The sequence below is a fragment of the Mycobacterium sp. 852002-51057_SCH5723018 genome, from assembly GCF_001667035.1.
Classification (GTDB): Bacteria; Actinomycetota; Actinomycetes; order Mycobacteriales; family Mycobacteriaceae; genus Mycobacterium.
Genome location: NZ_LZIR01000040.1, coordinates 93,014 through 112,818 on the forward strand (window position 1 = coordinate 93,014; position 19,805 = coordinate 112,818).

Annotated in this window: 18 protein-coding genes; 13 read left to right on the forward strand and 5 right to left on the reverse strand. The window is 65.5% G+C overall.

Annotation, left to right across the window (positions count from 1 at the left end):
- The first annotated feature begins 50 nt into the window (after window positions 1–50).
- The 4 genes from A5764_RS09590 to A5764_RS09605 all read left to right on the forward strand — a co-directional run bounded on the left by A5764_RS09590 (window position 51) and on the right by A5764_RS09605 (window position 5,444).
- Window positions 51–494: an MmpS family transport accessory protein gene (locus A5764_RS09590; protein ID WP_067112157.1), complete on the forward strand. Its 444-nt coding sequence runs from the start codon at window positions 51–53 to the stop codon at window positions 492–494.
- Window positions 491–3,349, forward strand: a complete 2,859-nt coding sequence (locus tag A5764_RS09595) for an RND family transporter (RefSeq protein WP_067112160.1) — start codon at window positions 491–493, stop codon at window positions 3,347–3,349. Before A5764_RS09590 ends, A5764_RS09595 begins: the two co-directional genes overlap by 4 nt.
- A 293-nt stretch (window positions 3,350–3,642) precedes the next feature.
- Window positions 3,643–4,620: an AraC family transcriptional regulator gene (locus A5764_RS09600; RefSeq protein WP_067112164.1), complete on the forward strand. Its 978-nt coding sequence runs from the start codon at window positions 3,643–3,645 to the stop codon at window positions 4,618–4,620.
- An 83-nt stretch (window positions 4,621–4,703) separates the two neighbouring features.
- Entirely contained in the window at window positions 4,704–5,444 is a 741-nt protein-coding gene (locus A5764_RS09605; protein WP_067112167.1) for a TetR/AcrR family transcriptional regulator, read from the forward strand.
- Window positions 5,445–5,502: 58 nt separating this feature from the next.
- Here A5764_RS09605 and A5764_RS09610 read toward each other — a convergent pair whose 3' ends face one another.
- On the reverse strand, window positions 5,503–7,086 hold the full coding sequence (locus tag A5764_RS09610; RefSeq protein WP_067112170.1) for an MFS transporter: 1,584 nt from the start codon (window positions 7,084–7,086) through the stop codon (window positions 5,503–5,505).
- A gap of 101 nt (window positions 7,087–7,187) precedes the next feature.
- Here A5764_RS09610 and A5764_RS09615 point away from each other — a divergent pair, with 101 nt between their 5' ends.
- The 3 genes from A5764_RS09615 (at window position 7,188) to A5764_RS09625 (ending at window position 10,552) form a co-directional block, all read left to right on the forward strand.
- Window positions 7,188–7,853: a TetR/AcrR family transcriptional regulator gene (locus A5764_RS09615; protein ID WP_067112173.1), complete on the forward strand. Its 666-nt coding sequence runs from the start codon at window positions 7,188–7,190 to the stop codon at window positions 7,851–7,853.
- Between the two features lie 101 nt (window positions 7,854–7,954).
- The gene (locus tag A5764_RS09620; RefSeq protein WP_067112175.1) at window positions 7,955–9,508 is read left to right on the forward strand and encodes an NAD(P)/FAD-dependent oxidoreductase; all 1,554 of its coding nucleotides are present in this window, start codon (window positions 7,955–7,957) and stop codon (window positions 9,506–9,508) included.
- A gap of 144 nt (window positions 9,509–9,652) precedes the next feature.
- On the forward strand, window positions 9,653–10,552 hold the full coding sequence (locus A5764_RS09625; RefSeq protein WP_067112178.1) for an NmrA family NAD(P)-binding protein: 900 nt from the start codon (window positions 9,653–9,655) through the stop codon (window positions 10,550–10,552).
- Between the two features lie 16 nt (window positions 10,553–10,568).
- On the opposite strand, the gene A5764_RS09630 is transcribed toward A5764_RS09625, so the two are convergent.
- Complete coding sequence (locus tag A5764_RS09630; RefSeq protein WP_067112330.1) at window positions 10,569–11,489, reverse strand: SDR family NAD(P)-dependent oxidoreductase; 921 nt, start codon at window positions 11,487–11,489, stop codon at window positions 10,569–10,571.
- A gap of 102 nt (window positions 11,490–11,591) precedes the next feature.
- Here A5764_RS09630 and A5764_RS09635 point away from each other — a divergent pair, with 102 nt between their 5' ends.
- The gene (locus A5764_RS09635) at window positions 11,592–12,167 is read left to right on the forward strand and encodes a TetR/AcrR family transcriptional regulator (RefSeq protein ID WP_067112181.1); all 576 of its coding nucleotides are present in this window, start codon (window positions 11,592–11,594) and stop codon (window positions 12,165–12,167) included.
- On the opposite strand, the gene A5764_RS09640 is transcribed toward A5764_RS09635, so the two are convergent.
- Window positions 12,164–13,747 carry an NAD(P)/FAD-dependent oxidoreductase gene (locus A5764_RS09640; RefSeq protein WP_067112184.1) on the reverse strand — a complete coding sequence of 528 codons (1,584 nt, stop codon included), beginning with the start codon at window positions 13,745–13,747 and terminating at the stop codon, window positions 12,164–12,166. The two genes, A5764_RS09635 and A5764_RS09640, sit on opposite strands and share 4 nt — an antisense overlap.
- Window positions 13,748–13,841: 94 nt before the next feature.
- Between A5764_RS09640 and A5764_RS09645 the strand changes: the two genes are divergently transcribed.
- From A5764_RS09645 to A5764_RS09665, 5 genes are all read left to right on the forward strand, one after another.
- Complete coding sequence (locus A5764_RS09645; protein ID WP_067112187.1) at window positions 13,842–14,444, forward strand: TetR/AcrR family transcriptional regulator; 603 nt, start codon at window positions 13,842–13,844, stop codon at window positions 14,442–14,444.
- Between the two features lie 206 nt (window positions 14,445–14,650).
- Window positions 14,651–15,625, forward strand: coding sequence for a class 1b ribonucleoside-diphosphate reductase subunit beta (gene nrdF / locus A5764_RS09650; RefSeq protein WP_197501269.1), 975 nt, complete (start codon window positions 14,651–14,653; stop codon window positions 15,623–15,625).
- A 242-nt stretch (window positions 15,626–15,867) separates the two neighbouring features.
- Window positions 15,868–16,359, forward strand: a complete 492-nt coding sequence (locus A5764_RS09655) for a hypothetical protein (protein ID WP_067112190.1) — start codon at window positions 15,868–15,870, stop codon at window positions 16,357–16,359.
- Between the two features lie 107 nt (window positions 16,360–16,466).
- Window positions 16,467–16,967 (forward strand): hypothetical protein, encoded by a 501-nt coding sequence (locus tag A5764_RS09660; RefSeq protein WP_067112192.1) that lies wholly within the window; start codon window positions 16,467–16,469, stop codon window positions 16,965–16,967.
- Window positions 16,968–17,052: 85 nt separating this feature from the next.
- The gene (locus A5764_RS09665) at window positions 17,053–17,457 is read left to right on the forward strand and encodes a DUF3349 domain-containing protein (protein ID WP_067112195.1); all 405 of its coding nucleotides are present in this window, start codon (window positions 17,053–17,055) and stop codon (window positions 17,455–17,457) included.
- On the opposite strand, the gene A5764_RS09670 is transcribed toward A5764_RS09665, so the two are convergent.
- Window positions 17,446–18,486: an NAD(P)-dependent alcohol dehydrogenase gene (locus tag A5764_RS09670; RefSeq protein WP_067112198.1), complete on the reverse strand. Its 1,041-nt coding sequence runs from the start codon at window positions 18,484–18,486 to the stop codon at window positions 17,446–17,448. The two genes, A5764_RS09665 and A5764_RS09670, sit on opposite strands and share 12 nt — an antisense overlap.
- 141 nt (window positions 18,487–18,627) lie before the next feature.
- Complete coding sequence (locus A5764_RS09675; RefSeq protein WP_369807297.1) at window positions 18,628–19,704, reverse strand: iron-siderophore ABC transporter substrate-binding protein; 1,077 nt, start codon at window positions 19,702–19,704, stop codon at window positions 18,628–18,630.
- Window positions 19,705–19,805 lie beyond the last annotated feature (101 nt).

The following is a 19,805-nucleotide window of genomic DNA, read 5'->3' on the forward strand; positions in this document are numbered from 1 at the left end:
AGCAGAGGTCACTCGCGCGTGGTCGCGGGTGCGTAAGGGCCGCAACAATAATGAGTGTTTCCATACATCGTCGACTGGTCAGCCGGCTTTGGCTCCCGACAGTCGTGTCTGTCGTGGCCGTCGTGGCGGGTTTCACCATCGAAGACGCTCACGGCATCTTCGGCTCCCAGGACCGAACTCGGAGCCCGGGGAACAAATTCTCGATAGCTCAGTTCAATCCCAAACGCATCGAATACGAGATCTTCGGTGATTTGGCGGGGTGGGGGAGGGTCAGTTACTGGGACGTGAACTCTCATGCGATCGCGGTCGACGTCGCGGCGTTGCCCTGGACACACACGGAGGTCACGGTATTGACGACGGCTACCGCCGACATCACCGCGCAGGTGGCGGGAGGAAACATCGGCTGCCGCATCACCGTTGACGGGCAGGTGCGCTCCGAACACACGGCAACGGGCGAGCACGCCGGTGTCTGGTGCCAGGTCCTGTCCGCATGAACCACGACGCCACCACTGTGCGCAAGCCGTTCGTTGCGAGGACCATGCGCAAGTTCGCCGTGCCCGTGGTCCTCGCGTGGATCGCGCTGATGGTCGTGCTCAACGTGATCGTTCCGCAGCTAGAACCCGTTACCGAGGCCGGCCGGGGTCCATTGGTCCCGGTCGACGCGCCATCGTCACAAGCGCTCATCCACATCGGGCAGGTGTTCAAAGAGTCCGACAGCAACAGCCTGGTGATGGTCGTCTTGGAGGGCGACCACAGGCTGAACGAAGCCGACCACTCGTTCTACGACGATTTGGTCGCAAAACTACAGCGCGACAAGCACGTTCAATATGTGATGAACCTGTGGGGCCAGGGAACCACCGCCGCCGGGGTGCAAAGCAATGACGGCAAAGCGTCCTACACGCTGGTCCGGATCGCCGGCAATCTCGGCTCCGCGTTATCGGACGAATCGATCAAGGCGGTGCGAGACTTGGTCTCGCAGACCAAAACCCCGCCCGGGCTGAAGGTCTTTGTCTCGGGTTCGGCACCGCTGTCCGCGGACATGCTTCAGGCCGGTAACGAGAGCCTGATCACGATCATGTTCGTCACCATCGTCCTCATCACGGTGATGCTGCTGATCGTCTATCGGTCGATCAAAACCGCGCTCCTCGTCCTGTTCATGGTGATGCTCGAATTGAACTGCGGGCGGGGCATCGTCGCCTTGCTCGCCTTCCACAAGCTCATCGGGCTATCCGAGTTCGCGTCGAATCTCCTGGTCTCTCTGATCCTCGGCGCGGGCACCGATTACGCGATCTTTTTGATCGGCCGCTACCACGAAGCACGCCACGCGGGCGAAGACCGGGAAACCGCTTACTATTCCGCCGTGAACGGCGTGTCTCACGTCATCCTCGGATCCGGTCTCGCGGTCGCCGGCGCAACGTTCTGCCTCAAATTCACCCGACTCAACTACTTCAATACCTGTGGGATCCCTTGTGCCGTGGCTATGCTCACCGCGGTCGGGGCCGCCCTGACCTTCGGCCCGGCCGTGCTGGCGTTGGGCAGCCGCTTCGGGGTCTTCGAGCCGAGACGTCAAGGCGGAGTGGGAATCTGGCGCAAAGTCGGCACGCTAACCGTTCGGTGGCCCGGCCGGGTCCTGCTGGCAAGTTGCGTGGTGGTGCTCGTCGGGTCGCTCACGCTTCCCACCTACCATCCCAACTACGACGACCGGATCTACATTTCCGATGACAGCCCGTCGAAGCTGGGATATGCCGCAAGCGACAGGCACTTTCCGGTCAGCAGGCTGAACGGCGACATGCTCATGGTCGAATCCGATCACGACATGCGCAACAGCACCGATATGATCGCGCTGGACCGGGTGGCACGCACCATATTTCACACTCCGGGCGTGGGATTGGTCCAAAGCGTCACCCGACCGTTGGGGACTCCACTCGAGCATTCGTCGTTCACCTACACCATCGGCACGATGGGAACGAAGATCAAAGAACTCCTGCCGTTCCTCACCGACGTCAACAGCCGGCTCACCGCGATCGCCGACATCACCGACCGCATGACTGCCCTGATGCGTCATCAGCAGGAATTGACTTCGCAACAGGCCGGCGCGGCTCATCTCGCCGCCGACGCAGCCCAAGGCATGAAAGACGTCACCGATTCGATGCGGGACAACATCGCCGACTTCGACGATGTCTGGCGCCCGATCCGAAGCTACTTCTACTGGGAGAAGCACTGTTTCGACATCCCGCTCTGCTGGTCGCTGCGTTCGCTGTTCGACGCGACAGACAAGGTCGACCAGCTCGATGAGCAGATGGACAAGAGTCTGAAAGCGGCGATGATTCAGGACGCGGTGACACCACAACTGGTCGACCTCCTCGGCCGCAACGTTGACCAGCTCGCCGAACTCCACCGGGTCGTCCTGGCCGAGCACAGCACGATAGAACCCCAGTTGGCCCAATTGGACGAGCTGAGCCGTCAGATGATGGATCTGGGCTACGCATTCGACAGTTCGAAGAACGACGAGTTCTTCTATCTACCACCAGATGCGTTCGGAAATCCTTCGTTTCACATCGACCTGAGATTTTTCATGTCCCCGGACGGCAAAGCCGCCCGATACATGATCTACCACGACGGTGAAGCACTCACTGCCGAGGGCATCCATCACGACCAGACCTATCTGCCCGCCGCCAAGGAGGCGTTGAAAGGCACCACGCTCGGCGGGGCGCGCGTCTATCTCGGCGGCGCCGCGACAACCTACTGGGACATCCAGGACGCGGCCCAAACAGACCTGATCATTGCGGCCACAGCGGCATTCGCGTTGATCTTCCTGGTGATGCTGCTCATCACCAGGAGCATGATCGCGGCGTTGGTCATCATCGGAACCGTGGCCTTCTCGTATTCGGGAGCGTTTGGCCTGTCGGTGCTGATCTGGCAGCACCTGCTCGGCATCCCGATCAGCTGGCTAGGACTGCCGCTCACGTTCATCATCCTGGTGGCGGTGGGGTCGGACTACAATCTGCTGCTCATCGCCCGTTACCTCGAAGAAAGCAAGGCGGGTCTGAACACCGGTCTGATCAGAGCGGTCGCCAATTCCGGCAAAGTGGTCACCACCGCCGGCATGGTCTTCGCCGTCACCATGATGGCAATGGTTTCCGGGAAATTGGTCTCGGTCGGCGAAATGGGCTCCACGATCGGCATCGGTCTTCTGCTCGACACACTCATCGTGCGCTCGTTCATCACCCCCGCCCTCGCCCGGCTGCTCGGGCCATTCTTCTGGTGGCCCCGACTGATCCGGTCCAGACCACCGCGCGCGACCGCCGGACGGCACGTTGCGCCGGTCGAGTATGCGGATGTTCGTTGAAGCCACCACCAACGTGTCGCATTTCGTGGAGAGAACGGCGCAATTGCCGTGGGTGAACGGCCCAGCACCCGTGCAGACTTGATCACCTCGTCCAAACGAGGAGCTTGATTGGGGGTGACACAGCTGTGCAAGCGATTACCGCCCGTGACCGCGCCGCCGGTTACCCGCATGCCGCGGAAAACGACGTCATCGTCCGCGGTCCAGGCCGCCGGCTTCAGCCATCGTCGCAATCCCATGAAGCTCGGACTTCGTTTGCCCGAGAGACTGGGAGCCGACCTACGGGCCACCGGCTCATGATCGACGGTCTGCGGATCCGGACCGATACCTCAGATCCGGAGGACGCGCGAACCCAAATCGGGTCCGTCTACTGTCCCCACCGCCTCACCGTCAGGGGCAGCTTGTCGGCGTTCCGAGCGCGGCACGCCGAGGGAGGCACCCGCGGCCTGGGCGTGTACTCGCTGTCGTATGGGGCTGCTACCACATTGCTGGAGTCGTCGACGTTCAGAGATTTCGTCCTCGTGTCCCAGCAGATCCGCGGACGATTTGCGGCCCGTGCCGACAGCGGGGAACGGCTCCTGCTGCCCGGCGAACACGTGGTGTTGGACGCGCACACCGCGTATCGGTTGCGCTGGGAGGAAAACTGCAACCTTTTCCATGTGCGGATTCCCCATACCGAATTCCAGTCGGCTGTAGCCGAGTTCACCGGCGCGACCGAGCCCGCGGCGGTCCGATTCCCGCTGAGCTGGCAGCCGTCCAAGCCGGGAACGGTGGCGGTTGCGAAGGTGATGCAAATCCTGCTGCGGAATGCCGGACCGAACGGGCTCTTGGCGTCGGGGGCCTTGGTGTCCGCACAGATGCGACGGATGCTGGTGGCGAGCATCGTCGAGGCCTATCCCGGGATCGTTCACGCGGCCAAGGCGGGTTCGAGCGGTGACGTCAGACCGCCGGCCGTGCGTCGTGCGATCGCGTACCTCGAGGACGCTGTGGCCGAGGATGTCCGGATCAGTGACGTCGCGGCCGCGGCGCGGTTGGGCACCCGCGCCCTGCAGGAAGCCTTTCGTAAGCACCTGGACACGACTCCGATGGCATACCTGAAGTCGATCCGTCTCGCGCGGGCGCACGCCGACCTGCGGCATTCATCCGTCGAGGAAGGGACGACCGTGGCGGCGGTCGCATACCGATGGGGCTTCGGCAATCTCGGCCGGTTCGCAGCCGACTACCGGCGCGAATTCGGCCGCTCTCCGAGCGAGGTGCTTCGTGGCCCGAGGTGACGCCGCCGAGCCCCAGCCGCCCGGCATAGCCAGTCTGCCCAGGTCAGCGGCTCCTACGGGGTACAGTGCTTGACGTGGTGAGAATGCCTCGACCCTCGCGACCCCACCCCGGCGTCAAGCCCGGGGTCAAGGTCGACGCGCGCAGCGAACGCTGGCGTGAACACCGCAAGAAGGTGCGCGGCGAAATCGTCGATGCGGCGTTCCGCGCCATCGACCGCCTCGGCCCCGAGCTGAGCGTGCGTGAGATCGCCGAGGAGGCCGGCACCGCCAAGCCGAAGATCTACCGGCACTTCCAGGACAAGTCCGACCTGTTCCAGGCGATCGGCGAACGGTTGCGTGACATGTTCTGGGCGGCGATCTTCCCGTCGATCGACCTCCAGGCCGACTCCGCCCGCGAGATCGTCCGGCGCAGCGTCGAGGAGTACGTCACCCTGGTCGACCAGCATCCCAACGTGCTGCGGGTCTTCATCCAGAGTCGCTCCTCGGCCACCCCGCAGTCGACCGTGCAGATCCTCAACGAGGGCCGCGGCATCACGTTGGCCATGGCCGACATGTTCGACAATGAGCTGCGCGAGATGGAGCTCGACCACGCGGCCTTCGAACTCGCCGGCCACGCTGCCTTCGGGTCGGCCGCGTCGGCCACCGAGTGGTGGTTGGGGCCCGACCCGGGGAGCCCGCGGCGCATGCCGCGCGAGCAGTTCGTCGCCCACCTGACGACGATCATGATGGGTGTCATCGTCGGCACCGCTGAGGCGCTCGGCTTGTCCATGGACCCCGACCAGCCGATTCACAGTGTCGTCCCCATCAACTCCGCCGCCATCTGACCTGGCCGCGGCGTTGACGACCGGCCACGACGGATGGCCGGATTGTCTCGCCGGACTGCTATGAGCTGCCGGAGTTTTTGCCCCGACCCACGAACAGGGCCAGCACCGCGCCGACGGCGGCTGCGACCGCTGCGACGACCATCGAGGCATGCAGCCCGACCATGAAGGCGCTATGGCTGCCCTGTGCCACCGCGTGCGCCAGTGGGGCCGACATGCCGGGGACCGTCGGGCTAACGCCTTGAGCCACAAGCTCTTTGGCGGCGGTCACCTTGGCGGCCACCGTGGCCGGAACGCCCGCGCCGGTGAGCTGGTCGAAGAGAACTGAACCGACACGGCTGGACAGCACCGACCCGAGAATGGTGGTGCCCAGCACCCCGCCCAGCTGTACGGCAGTGCTTTGCAACCCACCGGCCAACCCCGCGTCGTCGACGTCGGCATTCCCGATGATGGCGTCCGAACTCGCGGTCAGGACCAAGCCGATACCGGCCCCCAGCAGCACGAAGCCGGGCCAGAGCGCCTGGTAGCCGGAGTCGGTGTGCAGGAAGCCCAGTGAAAACAGTGCGGCCGCGACGGCAGCCAGCCCGACGACCATGGCCGGTCGTGGTCCGAACTTCTCGGTAAGGAATCCGCTGAGCGGGGCCGTGATCATCAGCGTCAGGCTAAGCGGCAACGTGCGCACACCGGTCTCCACCGGGCTGAAGCCCAGCACGTTCTGCAGGTAGAGCGACAGGAAGAAGATGGCGCCGAACAGCGCAAAGAAGTCGATGACGACCACCGCGGTGCCGATCGACAGCGACCGGTTGGCGAACAGCCGCATCGGCAGCAGCGGTTCAGCGGCACGCATTTCGATGAGGACGAACACCGCCAACACCGCCAGGCCGGCCAGCAGCAGCCCGAGCGTCCGGCCCGCCAGCCAGCCCCAGTTCTGCGCCTTGATCAAGCCGAAGACGATCAGGAACAGCCCCCCGGACAGCGTCGTAATGCCCGGGACATCGAGACGGTGGCCGGCCACGCTGCGGCTCTCGACGATCGCCAGTCCGCCGATCAGCAGGGCCACCGCTGCGATCGGCGCGTTGATGTAGAAGACCGATTGCCAGCTGACGTGCTCGACGAGCAGACCACCCACGATGGGGCCGGCTGCAATCGACACACCCGATGCGCCGGCCCAGATGCCCACGGCGGTGTTGAGCTTCTGGGGCGGAAAGGTGGCACGGACGATGGCCAGCGTGCTCGGCATCAACAGCGCTCCGAAGACGCCCTGTACGGCGCGCAGCGTGATGACGCCGCCAACCGTCCCGATCAGGCCGATGCCCACTGACGTCGCGGCGAAACCGATCACCCCGATGAAGAACGCTCGTCGCCGGCCGAACCCGTCGGCAAGCTTTCCGCCGAAGACCAGCAGCGACGCCAACGCCAGCATGTAGGCGTCGGTGATCCACTGCAGGTCTGACAGCGACGCGCGCAGATCCAGGGCAATACGGGGATTGGCGATGGCCACGACCGACGCGTCGAGGCCGACCATGATGACGCCGACGGAAACGGCGGCCAGTGTCCACCAGGGGTTGCCCCGTATCCCGCGGTGGCTCGCTGCCCGATGCCGGTGCAGCTCTGCCAGTTCCGGGGCAGTCGATGCAATGGACATGTGTTTGCTCGATTCGTATGTGGAGGGTCGCTACCGCTTACTACTTTCGAAGATAGGCGGAAGTGGATGGCATCCTCCAGTTGTGCCGGTATGCTCGACCTGTGATTTCAAGCGCAACGCCGCGCGTAAAGGGAGCCAGGCCACTTCGTGCCGACGCGAAACTCAACCGGGACAAGATCCTGACGGCGGCCGCCGAATTGTTCGCCGAGCGCGGGCTCTCCGTTCCGCTGGAGGAGATCGCCATGCGCGCCGGGGTGGGAGTGGCCACGCTTTACCGGCGCTTCCCGACCCGCGCCGATCTGGCGGCTGCCGCGTTCGAGCGCAACATCTCCCGCTACACCCGGACGGTGGATCGCGCGGTGGCCAATCACCAGGCGTGGGAGGGATTTTCGACGTTGGTCTTCGAGTTGTGTGAGTTGCAGGCCGGGGACGCCGGGCTGCGCGACCTGTTGACGACGGCGTTTCCCGCCAGCAGTGTTGTGGAGCAGCGCATCAATGAGACGGTCGAAAAGGTCAAGGTGCTGATCGGACGCGCACAAGCCGAGGGCAGTCTGCGGTCCGACGTGGTGGTCGCGGACATTGTCGTGATGCTGCTGGCCAACGCCGGTGTGCTCCGCGCCACCGGCACGTCGGCCCCGAATGCGTGGCGCCGTTTTGCGGCGCTGATGGTCGACGCGTTCCGTGCCCGGCCCGAGGTGCCGCTGCCGCCCGCTCCGCCCGAGCAACAGCTGCGCCGGTCAATCGCCTTGTTGACCGAGGGTCGCTGAACAGCGGCGATCGATCGGTCCGCGTTGACAGCCCTGCGCCCGCCGGACAGACTGAAGTTGACCAAGTATCCGGTACCGGCGTTCCCAGGAAGGATCGCACAATGACCAGTGCCGAGCTGACGGCGACACCGCAGGCGCAGGAGCCCGTGCATACCCGCGCCATCATCATCGGGACCGGGTTCTCCGGCCTCGGCATGGCGATCGAGCTGCAAAAGCAGGGTGTGGACTTCGTCATTCTGGAGAAGGCCGACGACGTCGGCGGCACCTGGCGGGACAACAGCTACCCCGGCTGCGCGTGCGACATCCCCTCGCACCTGTACTCGTTCTCGTTCGAGCCCAAGCCGGACTGGAGGAACCCGTTCTCCTATCAGCCCGAAATCTGGGACTACCTCAAGGGGGTCACCGAGAAATACGGGCTGCGCCGCTACATCGAGTTCAACTCCCTGGTCGACCGCGGCCACTGGGACGAGGACGAAAACCGGTGGCACGTATTCACCAGTGAGGGACGGGAATACGTCGGTCAGTTCCTGATCTCGGGGGCCGGCGCCCTGCACATCCCGTCCATCCCCGACTTCGAGGGCCGTGACGAATTCGCCGGCCCCGCATTCCATTCCGCGGAGTGGGACCACAGCGTGGACCTCACCGGCAAGCGGGTGGCCGTGATCGGCACCGGTGCCAGCGCGATCCAGATCGTGCCGGAAATCGTCGGGCAGGTCGCCGAACTTCAGCTCTACCAACGCACCCCGCCGTGGGTGGTGCCGCGTTCCAACCCCGATTTCCCGCCGGCGCTGCGGCAGGCCATGGCAAGCGTCCCCGGCATGCGGGCGTTGGTGCGCCTCGGCATCTATTGGGCCCAAGAGGCTTTGGCGTTTGGAATGACCAAGCGGCCGAACGCGCTGAGGGTCATCGAGGCCTACGCCAAGTACAACATCCGCCGCTCGGTGAAAGATCGCGAGCTGCGCCGCAAGCTGACCCCTAAGTACCGCATCGGTTGCAAGCGAATCCTGAACTCCTCGACGTACTACGGAGCGGTCGCCGATCCCAAGACCAAGTTGATCACCGACCACATCGCCCGCATCACCCGCGACGGAATCGTCACCGCAGACGGCACCGAACGTCCGGTCGACGTGATCGTGTACGGCACCGGCTTCCACGTCACCGACTCCTACACCTACGTCCAAATCAAGGGACTGCACGGCGAGGACCTGGTGGACCGCTGGAACCGGGAGGGCATCGGCGCCCACCGCGGCATCACCGTCGCCGACGTGCCCAACCTGTTCTTTCTGCTGGGACCCAACACCGGGCTGGGCCACAACTCGGTGGTGTTCATGATCGAATCCCAGATCCGCTACGTCGCCGACGCGATCAAGAAGTGCGACAAGCTGGGCGCCCAGGCGCTCGCCCCGACGCGCGCCGCGCAGGACCGCTTCAATGACGAACTGCAAACCAGGTTGGCCGGCTCCGTGTGGAACAGCGGCGGCTGCAGCAGCTGGTATCTCGACGAACACGGCAGGAACACCGTGCTCTGGGGCGGCTACACGTGGGAATACTGGCGGGCGACCCGATCGGTCAAGCCCGAGGAGTATCAATTCTTCGGCGTAGGTCCTACGCGCGGTCAAAAGGGCCGTCAAAAGGGCCTGAGCCGCGCCGGTTAGGCCTAAGCGCCTCCACAGAACTGCACCGAGCCTGGTCCTGTCACTACCAGGGTCAAGCGGGCCAGGGTGCCGACTCGTAATCGGGAATTCCTCACCCTCGCCGTGCGTCTTTGCCAGCGGTTTCTCCGCGAGAAAGGCGACAAGATGAGCGGCGGCAACGAGTTGTTCCTGATCACCGGCGCCACCGGCAACACCGGCGCGCATACGGTCCGGTTGTTGCGTGAACGCGGCCTTCGCGTCCGCGCGTTGGTACACAGCGAGGATGAACGCGCGGAGCGGTTGCGTGAACTGGGCGCCGAAGTCGTGCAGGGCGATCTGCTCGACTTCCCGACGGTCAGCGCCGCGGCGGCCGGAGTGAGGGCGGCCTACTTCAACTACCCTGTCGCACCCGGCTTGCTGGAGGCCACCGCGAATTTCGTTCAGGCCGCCAGCGAGGCCGGCGTTCATGCGGTGGTCAATATGTCACAGATCTCGGCCAGTCGGGAAGCCAAAAGCAATGCGGCGCGCCACCATTGGCTTGCCGAACGGCTGCTGGACCGCAGCGCGCTGATCACCACCCACCTGCGGCCCACCTTCTTCACGTTCTTCATGAACATGTTCTGGATCCGCCAGAACGGCGAAGGCCTGTATCGGCTGCCCTTCGCCGACGCCCGCCACGCCCCCATCGATGCCGCCGATCAAGCCCATGTCATCGCCGCGATCCTGCAAAACCCCGAACCGCACGACCGCCAGATCTACCCGCTGTTCGGCGCCGAAGAACTCAACTGGCATGAAATCGCCGCGAAAGTCCAACACACGCTGGGCATCCCGGTGCGCTACGAGCCGATCGACATTCCCACCTTTGCGGCCGGTCTGACCACCGCCGGCGCCTCGGCGCATTTCGTGCAGCACATCAGCAACGTGGCACAGGACTACCGCGAGGGTGTCTTCGCCGGGGTCAACAACCTCGTCGAGGTGATCGGCGGAGTCAAGCCCACCACGGTGGAGGACTACGTCGTGGCGACCCGCTCCCGGTTCGAGGCCAGCGGCCGCGCTCGTCGGTGAGCGCGAGGTTAGGCTATTAGGTGGCGACCGAAGCTGTTGGGGCGCAGAGCTGTTGGCGTGACCCCGAGCTCTCACCAAAACGCCGAAGCTCCAGCCGGACGATGCGGTCCAGAACCCGGTCGGAGACGACGCGGCTGATCCGCACGAGGATCGCGGCGTCGCGTCCGATGGTGTAGCGAGTCCGGGGACGAGACGCGGTCGCGGCCTTGGCGATCACCTTCGCGGCGTGTTCGGCCGAGACGCCGGTGTCGTTGAACGATCGGGCTTGTGCGGTGACGGCCGCGGCGAGGTCGTCGTAGCGTGCGAGTTGGACGGCGGTCATGTCTGCCTGCAGTCTTTCCGCGGCGGCGATTCCGCGCGCCGCCATCTCGGTCTTGACTGCGCCCGGTTCGACCACGACGACCTTGATTCCGACACCGCCGACCTCGCGGCGCAGCGCGTCACTGACCGCCTCGAGCGCGAACTTCGAACCGGCGTACGCGCCATAAGTCGGCAAGACCACCTTCCCGCCGACGGAGCTGATGTTCACCACGGTGCCGGAGCTGATGAGCAAGGCGGGCATGAGGGCCTGGATCATGGCGACCTGGCCGAACAGGTTGACCTCGAACTGCTTGCGCCACTCGGCAATCGGCAGCGCTTCCACCGGCGCATTGACCGCGATCCCCGCGTTGTTGATCAGCGCGCGCAGGGGCCGCCGCTGCGGATCGCCGGCCACCCGGTCGGCGATCGCGGCGACGTCCGATTCGACCGTGATGTCGAGGATGTGTGGCTCGATTCGTTCGGCGCGCAGCGCATCGGCGTCGGCCTCGCGGCGCACCCCGGCAAGCACGTGAAAACCCTTGCGGGCCAGTTCTCTTGCCGTGGCCGCGCCCATGCCTGTCGAGGCTCCGGTCACGACCAGCAGCTCGTGACGGTCGGCGCGATTCGAGGAACTCATGGCGGTCTCCATCCCGGTGGAAAGTATCTAAGTTGACGTTGTCATCTCAAACTAGCAGTTGAGTTGACGGTGTCAACTCAAGTACCGGCTTATGCTCGGCGGGTGACGACACGAGCGGAGAGTGCGGCGGCGACACGCCGTTCGCTGCTCGAGGCGGCGGAGGTCTTGCTGGACCTGGGCGGAGTCGAGGCCGTGACGCTGCGCGAGGTGGGCGCTCGCAGTGGCGTCTCGCGCTCGGCGGCGTATCGCCACTTCGCCGACAAGGACGCTCTGCTCGCGGTCCTGGCCACCAACGCCCTGAGCGAGCTGGGCGACGCGCTCGAGGTGTTGGCGGCCAGCGGCGAACCACCCGAGGAGTCGTTGCGGTCCGCCCTGCTATCGCTGATCGCCATCGGCCGCAGCCGGCCCCACTTATACCGCCTGATGTTCACCCCGCCGGCGGGTGACCCGGCCGCGGCGAGGCAGGCGGCCGAACGCGCGCAGGACCTGTTTCTCGAACTCATGGGCCGCCTTGTCGGTCCTCAGCGGGCGCGCCGCTATGGGGCGCTCCTTTTGACCAGCGCCCACGGCATCACGGGTCTGGACCTGAGCGGCCACCTGGATCTGGACAAGTGGCACACCAACGCCGAGGAACTCGTCGACACGCTGATCTCGCTGTTGCCGGCTGCGAAAGGCTAAGGGACCCGGGCATTCAGGCGCTTGAGGGCCGCCTCGGCGCCGTTCCAGCCGGGGATTCCGGTCACGCCCGGCCCGGGGTGGGTGCACTGGCCGCACAGGTAAAGCCCGTCCAATGGGGTGGCGAACTTGTCTTCGCCCTCCACGACGCGCCCCGTCCACAGCTGGTTGGGCTGCAGCAGGCCGTGCGAGTAGTCGCCCGCGTGGGCGCTGAACGTGCTGCCGAAGTAGCGGTTGGAGAACACCACCCGGTTCGTCACGGAGTCGGCGAACCCGGGCGCGAAGGTGTCGAAGATCTGCACGCAGGTGTCGGCGTATTGCTCTTTCCAGCTGCGGTTTTCGTCGGCGTCCAGCCCGGTCGGGAAGTACGGCGTGAAGATCGTTGCGCTGTGCTTGCCCTCGGGCGCCAGCGACGAGTCGACCATGCTGGGGATGTACAGATAGGTGGGCGGAGCGTCGGGCAGCTGTCCCTTGCGGTATTGCTCCCACGCGTCGCTGATGTATTCCGGTGACGGCGCGTAGGCGACGGTGGGGCACCACTGCCCGTTGTCGAGCATGAAGGGTTGCAGCCGCTCGATCCATTGAGGCGCTTGGTCGATGGTCAGGTGGGCCTGGATGTATCCCAGGTTGAAGTTGATCTCCTTGACCTTGCGAATGTAATCGGGCGGAAAATACTGTGCGCCGGCCAGATTCACAAAGGTGGTGTACGGGTCGAGCGACGACAGCACGGCGTCGCCGGAAATCGTTGTGCCGTCGCGCAATTCAATCCCAACGGCGCGGCCGTCGGCGACCAGGATCTGCTTGACGTGCTGCTTGAGCCGCACCTCGGCACCCAACGATTCGGCGCGGCGGCACAGCGCGGCGCTCAGCGAGCCGATGCCGCCACGCGGCATGATGTATTCGACGTTGCCGCCGCCGATCAGGTAGTGGTACAGCGTCGAAGCGTTGGAGCCGGGGGTCCACGGGCCGCCGTCGAAGGCGTCGATCGACATCGCGGCCAGCGAGCCCTGGATGCAGCGGGCCTGCTCAGGCGCCAGGAAGCGGCGCACGGTGTCCATCGTGCTGCCGTACCACATCTGGGCGAAGTCGTGCCGGTCGGCGGGCGTGGGCTGCGCGGCGATCACCTCGATGACGTCCAGCGGGGGACCGAACGCCGAATCGACGAAATACGGTGCGAACCGGCCGATGTGGGCGAACAGGCCGCCGAGGGCCGCCGCCACGTCGGGCCCGTGGTCGTCGAGCAGGTGGCGCGTCATGCGTTCGAGGTCGTTGTACATCACGAACGGCGTGTCCGCGGCCCCAGTGCCGGGGCCGAACGTGCACGTCGACGTCCACTGGTCCATCAGCTCGAAGCCCCACTTGGTCAGCTCCAGGCGTTCGGTCATCTCCCGCCGCCAGATCAGCACCGCCCAGGCGCCCACGCTGTGCTTGTAGCCGTCGAACAGCTCGCGGGTAGCGGCCATCCCGCCCAGAAAGTTGGCCCGTTCCAGCACAAGGACTTTCGCGCCGCCCTTGGCCAGCACATTGGCGGCGACCAAGCCGTTGTGGCCAGCCCCGATGACGATCGCGTCGTAGTCGGCCATGGTGACTCCTTGAAGTGTGATCCCTCGGCTGAAGGCACAATGTCACACCTGACATATTTGCGTCAATGGTGACATTTCGTGGCATGCTGGCACCGTGGAATCGCGTAGCCAGCGCACGCGTCAGGCGCTACAACAGGCGGCGATGAAGCGCTTCGTCGCCCACGGCGTGCACCAGACCAGCGTCGCCGACATCGCCGCCGACGTCGGGGTGACCGAGCGGACCTTCTACCGCCACTTCCCGTCGAAGCACGCGGTGCTCTTCGCCGACTACGACATCGGCTTCGAATGGTTCGCCCGCGCCCTGGCGCTGCGCCCGCATGGGGAGCCCATCACCCAGTCGGTGCGCAAGGCGGTGGACGCGTTTCCCTTTGACTTCCGGATGGTCCGCGAGGCCGCGACCATCCGTTCGCGCGATCTCGATCAGGAGATCATCACCAACCACATTCGACGGATGCGCGATCAGGTGGCCGACGAGATCGGGCGCTTCATCCACGAACGATCGGCGCCCACCGCCGACGGGGCGATGATCGCCGACATCGCGGCGCACAGCCTGGCTACCGCGGTGTTCGTCGCGCTGGAGGCGTGGATGGCCGGAGACGAGCACGACATCGACGAGCTGGGTCGGCTGACCGACATGGCGCTGAGCGCGCTGGAAGACGGCCTCACCCACACCCTGCGCAACACCGGACTGGACTAGCGGTGCGCCGCATTGCCATCTGGCGCGCCGAACGTGCACGCACTGCGAAATTTCCGCCGGTTTTTCGCAGTGGGTACACGCTCGGCGAAGCTGGCCGGTGCGACACGCAAACACAAGCTCTTGTGTTGAGCCGCCTTGTCGTACCCCAGGGGTAGTGTCTGAAGTCTGAAGTGCCGCAGCAAAACGTCTGGTGAAGTGGGGTTCTGGTGACCGAAAACATGAAGCTGATCGACCGCGCTTCGGCGATCAACTGGAACCGGCTGCAAGACGACAAGGACGCCGAGGTCTGGGATCGCCTGACCGGAAACTTCTGGCTGCCCGAGAAGGTGCCGGTGTCCAATGACATCCCGTCGTGGGGGACGCTGACCGCCAACGAGAAGCAGCTGACGATGCGCGTCTTCACCGGGCTGACGTTGCTGGACACCATCCAGGGCACGGTCGGAGCGGTCAGCCTGATCCCCGACGCGCTGACACCGCACGAACAGGCCGTCTACACCAACATCGCGTTCATGGAGTCGGTGCACGCCAAGAGCTACAGCTCGATCTTTTCCACGCTGTGCTCGACGGCCGAGATCGACGACGCCTTCCGCTGGTCGGAGGAGAACGTCAACCTGCAGCGCAAAGCCGAGATCGTGATGGAGTACTACCGCGGCGACGAGCCGCTCAAGCGCAAGGTGGCCTCCACGCTGCTGGAAAGCTTCCTCTTCTACTCCGGGTTCTACCTGCCGATGTACTGGTCGAGCCGGGCCAAGCTGACCAACACCGCCGACATGATCCGGCTGATCATCCGCGACGAGGCCGTGCACGGCTACTACATCGGCTACAAGTTCCAGCGCGGGCTGGCCCTGGTCGACGACACCAAGCGCGCCGAGCTGAAGGACTACACCTACGAGCTGCTCTTCGAGCTCTACGACAACGAGGTGGAGTACACCCAGGACCTCTACGACCAGGTCGGCCTGACCGAGGACGTCAAGAAGTTCCTGCGCTACAACGCCAACAAGGCGCTGATGAACCTCGGCTACGAGGCGCTGTTCCCGCGCGACGAGACCGACGTCAACCCCGCCATCCTGTCGGCGCTGTCACCCAACGCCGACGAGAACCACGACTTCTTCTCCGGCTCCGGGTCGTCGTACGTGATCGGCAAGGCCGTCAACACCGAAGACGAGGACTGGGACTTCTAAAAGCGCAGGTCAGTCGCCTAGGCCGCTGACGGGTCTGTCGACCGGACCCCGGTCTGCGGCTTGACCGAACTGCGACGTGCCCATGCCGTGGCCACATTTTGCCCACAATTTCGATCCAGGATTCGATGTAAGCAACCTCAGGCCTGACCTGCATCGGTCGCAGCCAGAGGGGCCGTTGTAACCGTGCCAAAGCGCCGCCGCCCCCTTTCTGGGGCGTCCGTATGGCGGGCAGGATGTGTGGAATGAGCAGTGACGACGATGTGGGTGCGGCAGACTTCCGTCGCGCATTGGCGCTCATCCAGCACGGCGAGCGTGGCGACGAAGCGGGCATGCGCGTCATCGTCGACGATGAAGTCATCCCGGCTGGCCGGCTGCCACAGCTGATCCGCGCCACCGTGTCGATCCTGTGGCAACTGGTGGCTCAGCTCTGCGAACCGGACGAAGTCGCGGAGATCGGTGAAACCCTGACCTTGGCGTCTACCGACGACGAGATCGGTCTCGACCGTGACAACCGGCTCGTGGCCCGGATGTCCATGGCACAACATTCGGGGGATCCCGGCGCCGAGTATGAGGTGCTCCGCGACGCAGCCACGGCGCCCGACGGTCTGGTACGCCTCGCGCTCACCGCCGCCGGTGTCGTCTCCGCGATGCTGCCTCAGTTACGCACCGCTGCTGGCCGGCAGTTGATCAACAACTTGGCGATGCAAGCTCTGCGCGACGAGAACAGCCGATGAGCAGGCGCGGGATCAGGCGAGGACTGGGACTTCTGACATCCGCGCTTGTCGGAGCGCGGCGCGGCATAACACTATGGAGATGGGGACGGGGACCCTGAGGAGAAACGATGTCCCCACACGCTCTGAGCAGTCTCGTCGGTTTGTGCGCCGCGCCGCTCGCGACGGCCCTGTTCCTCGCCCCTACCGCCTCCGCCGACGCTGCGTCCTGGAACGGCCAGTACGCGATCACGTTCATGGTCGGTCCTAAGTCGGGGACCAGCATGGCGGTCGGTGACCCCGAGGTACAGCACACCGATACCTACGGATTCCGCTCGAGCTGTACGAACGGAACATGCGTCGCCACAATCGTCAGCGGCCCTCCGCCGAGCAACCCGACGGTCCCGCAACCGGTCCAGTTCACCTGGGATGGGTCGTCCTGGGTGCAACACAGCGATTTCCAATGGGACTGCATGATGCCTGACACCACGATCCAGTGGAATCCTGCCCATTCCGACGTGCGTTACACGCCCCAGCCCGACGGCTCGCTTGCCGGCACCATGCACACCAACATCTTGAGCGGCGCGTGCCAGGGCACGATCGACATGGATATGAGGGCCCAGCGCGTGTGACCGGGCTTTTGATCGGCTGATGAACGACGCGTGAATTGGGCGCGCTGCGACGCCACGGTCGCGCCAGAGCCGTGACACTAATGGGGTGACCTCAACCCACGCGTCTCACAAGCATGCCCAATTCCTCCGCTCGGTGATCCGCTGGCTGGACGTCGGCTACCCCCAGGGCGTCCCTGGACCGGACCAAGTGGCACTGTTCGCCCTCTTGCGCAGCACACCGCTGACCGAGGAACAGCTCGAAGAAGTTGTGCACAACATCATCGCGAAGCACCGCGGCGACGCGGACGGGCCGATCGGCAAAGAAGAGATCTCCGAGTTCATCACCAAGACGACGCACGCCGACCCCGGACGGGAGGACGTCATACGGGTCGCCGCCATACTGGCCGCCGCCGGTTGGCCGCTGGCCGGCATCGACGTCAGCGAGGTTGTTCCCGGTGACGAACACGCCGAAGCCGCCGAGGAGATCTGCAAGACGCCGTCACAAGCGTGAGATGTCGATCACGAAGCGGTAGCGCACGTCGCTGGCGAGCACCCGCTCGTAGGCCTCGTTGACGTAGTCGGGCTCGATCAGCTCGATCTCGGGCGTGACGTCGTGCTCGGCACAGAAGTCCAGCATCTCCTGCGTCTCGGCGATCCCGCCGATGTTGGAACCGGACAGGCTGCGCCGCGCCATAGCCAGCGGGAACGCCGGCACCTCCATCGGGTGCTCGGGGATGCCGAGCTCGACGAGCGTGCCGTCGACGTCCAGCAGGTTCAGGTAGTCGCCAAGGTTCAGGTTGGCCGACACGGTGTTGAGGATCAGGTCGAAGCTGCCGCGCAACGTGCGGAAGGTTTCCGGATCGGCGGTGGCGTAGTAGTGCTTGGCGCCCAACCGCAGCCCGTCCTCCATCTTCTTCAGCGACTGCGACAGCACGGACACCTCGGCGCCCAGCGCCGCGCCTAACTTGACGCCCATGTGCCCGAGCCCGCCCAAACCGACAACGGCCAGCCGCGTGTTTTCCCCGGCCTTCCAGTGCCGCAGGGGCGAATACAGCGTGATGCCGGCGCACAGCAGCGGCGCCGCCTTGTCCAGCGGCAACGAGTCGGGGATGCGCACGACGAAGTTCTCGTCGACGACGATCGCCTGGCTATAGCCGCCCTGCGTCGAGGACCCGTCCTTGTCGATCGAGTTGTAGGTGAAGGTCGCGCCGGGCTTGCAGTACTGCTCCAGCCCGGCCTTACAGCTGCTGCACTGACCGCAGGAGTTCACCATGCAGCCCACCCCGGCATGGTCACCGACCTTGTGCTTGGTGACCTCGGACCCGACCTCGATCACCACGCCGGCGATCTCGTGGCCGGGCACGACGGGGTAATTCGGTTGTCCCCATTCGGCTTTGACGGTATGGATGTCCGAGTGGCAGATCCCGGCGTACTTGATCTCGATCACGACGTCGCGCGGGCCGGTGTCGCGGCGCTCGATGGTGGTCTTGGTCAGCGGCTCGGTCGCCGCGGTGGCGGCGTAGGCCGAAACTGTGCTCATGAAAATCCCTCTTCGATGTGGTTACGTCGTCTTACGTCCTCAAGAAGTTTAGCTAAGGTAATGTTCTCGGGCCACTTGGCGGGTGCGGACGGCCCCGGGTGCCAGCTTATGCCGACGTTTGCCGGCCGGCCGCTCGGGCGGCTAGTTGATCGGGGCGTTGACCAGGCGCAGGTCGTCGACGATCCCGCGGGCCGCGATCAATCCCTCGCCGGTTTGCCATATCTCGTCGTTGACGACGTAAACCCGGTTGTCCCGGTTGGCGGACAGCTTGCGCCAGGGGCCGCTGTCCAGGACGGTCGCGGCGCGCTCGGCGGCGGCCGGTGTGGCGCACGATACGTAGACGACGTCGGCGTCGGCTGCGGATAGGTCGGGATTCTTCGCCAGATCGACGTCGGTGGCGCCGAACTCGATATAGGGCTTGTCGGTGAACCGCTGCGCGGCCGGCCGGTCCACCCCGACCGCGCCGAGCACGCTGGCCGGAAAGTTGTTGGCCCCGTACACCCGGATGGTGCTGGTGGTCAGCTGGACGATCGACGCCTGGAAGTGTGACGCGTCGTGGGCGCCCCCGATCTGGGTGGCCCGCTGCGTGAAGCCGGTGAGCAGCGCGTCGACGGCGGCGGTGCGCGCCGTGGCCGCCCCGACGCCGCGCAGGTTGTCCTGCCAGGCAGCGCCGGGTGGCCCGGTGAACACCGCCGGGGCGATCCCGGCCAGCCGCGGATACAGCGTCGGCGTCAACCCGACCGATCCCAGGATCAGGTCGGGGTGGGCCGCGGCGATGCCGCCCACGTCGGGGTTGCTGCGGGTGCCGACGCCGGGCAGGCCGTGCACCGCGTTGCCCAGGTAGGACGGCTGACTCGTGGTGCCGTCCGGCAGGGCCGTGGCGACCACCCGCGATTGCAGGCCCAGCGCGCACAGCGCGTCGAGCTGGTCACCGGAGAGCACCACGATGCGCCGCGGTTCGGCGGGCACCTGGACCGTGTCGGGGGTGATCCCGGCCGCGTTGCGGGCCTGCCGGGTCGGCGGCCCGGGGTCGGCCGCGGCGGCGTCCCGCGCGCACGACTCGTCGGGCTTGCGGTCGTTGCCGAGCACCCCGGCGCCGGCGACTTGGGTGGTGGGCGTGACCAGCGACGGGGTCGACGCCTTGGGGCCGGGATTTGCCGAGCCGCAACCGCCGCAGGCCACGACTAGCACCGCGGCCACGGCGGTCGCGGCCACGATCGATCGCCTGCCCAGCACGGGTCCGACGCTAACATCCGGCGACGTCGGAGCCACTTACGACAGTTTGTAGGACTGCCCCTGACGGCGAGTTCTTCGGAGGC

What these genes read in the sequence shown, in the direction of transcription:
- A5764_RS09590 (WP_067112157.1), top strand. Translation starts at nt 51, where the DNA reads ATGAGTGTTTCCATACATCGTCGACTGGTCAGCCGGCTTTGGCTCCCG.
- A5764_RS09595 (WP_067112160.1), top strand. Translation starts at nt 491, where the DNA reads ATGAACCACGACGCCACCACTGTGCGCAAGCCGTTCGTTGCGAGGACC.
- A5764_RS09600 (WP_067112164.1), top strand. Translation starts at nt 3,643, where the DNA reads ATGATCGACGGTCTGCGGATCCGGACCGATACCTCAGATCCGGAGGAC.
- A5764_RS09605 (WP_067112167.1), top strand. Translation starts at nt 4,704, where the DNA reads ATGCCTCGACCCTCGCGACCCCACCCCGGCGTCAAGCCCGGGGTCAAG.
- A5764_RS09610 (WP_067112170.1), bottom strand. Translation starts at nt 7,086, where the DNA reads ATGTCCATTGCATCGACTGCCCCGGAACTGGCAGAGCTGCACCGGCAT.
- A5764_RS09620 (WP_067112175.1), top strand. Translation starts at nt 7,955, where the DNA reads ATGACCAGTGCCGAGCTGACGGCGACACCGCAGGCGCAGGAGCCCGTG.
- A5764_RS09625 (WP_067112178.1), top strand. Translation starts at nt 9,653, where the DNA reads ATGAGCGGCGGCAACGAGTTGTTCCTGATCACCGGCGCCACCGGCAAC.
- A5764_RS09630 (WP_067112330.1), bottom strand. Translation starts at nt 11,489, where the DNA reads ATGAGTTCCTCGAATCGCGCCGACCGTCACGAGCTGCTGGTCGTGACC.
- A5764_RS09640 (WP_067112184.1), bottom strand. Translation starts at nt 13,747, where the DNA reads ATGGCCGACTACGACGCGATCGTCATCGGGGCTGGCCACAACGGCTTG.
- A5764_RS09655 (WP_067112190.1), top strand. Translation starts at nt 15,868, where the DNA reads ATGAGCAGTGACGACGATGTGGGTGCGGCAGACTTCCGTCGCGCATTG.
- A5764_RS09660 (WP_067112192.1), top strand. Translation starts at nt 16,467, where the DNA reads ATGTCCCCACACGCTCTGAGCAGTCTCGTCGGTTTGTGCGCCGCGCCG.
- A5764_RS09670 (WP_067112198.1), bottom strand. Translation starts at nt 18,486, where the DNA reads ATGAGCACAGTTTCGGCCTACGCCGCCACCGCGGCGACCGAGCCGCTG.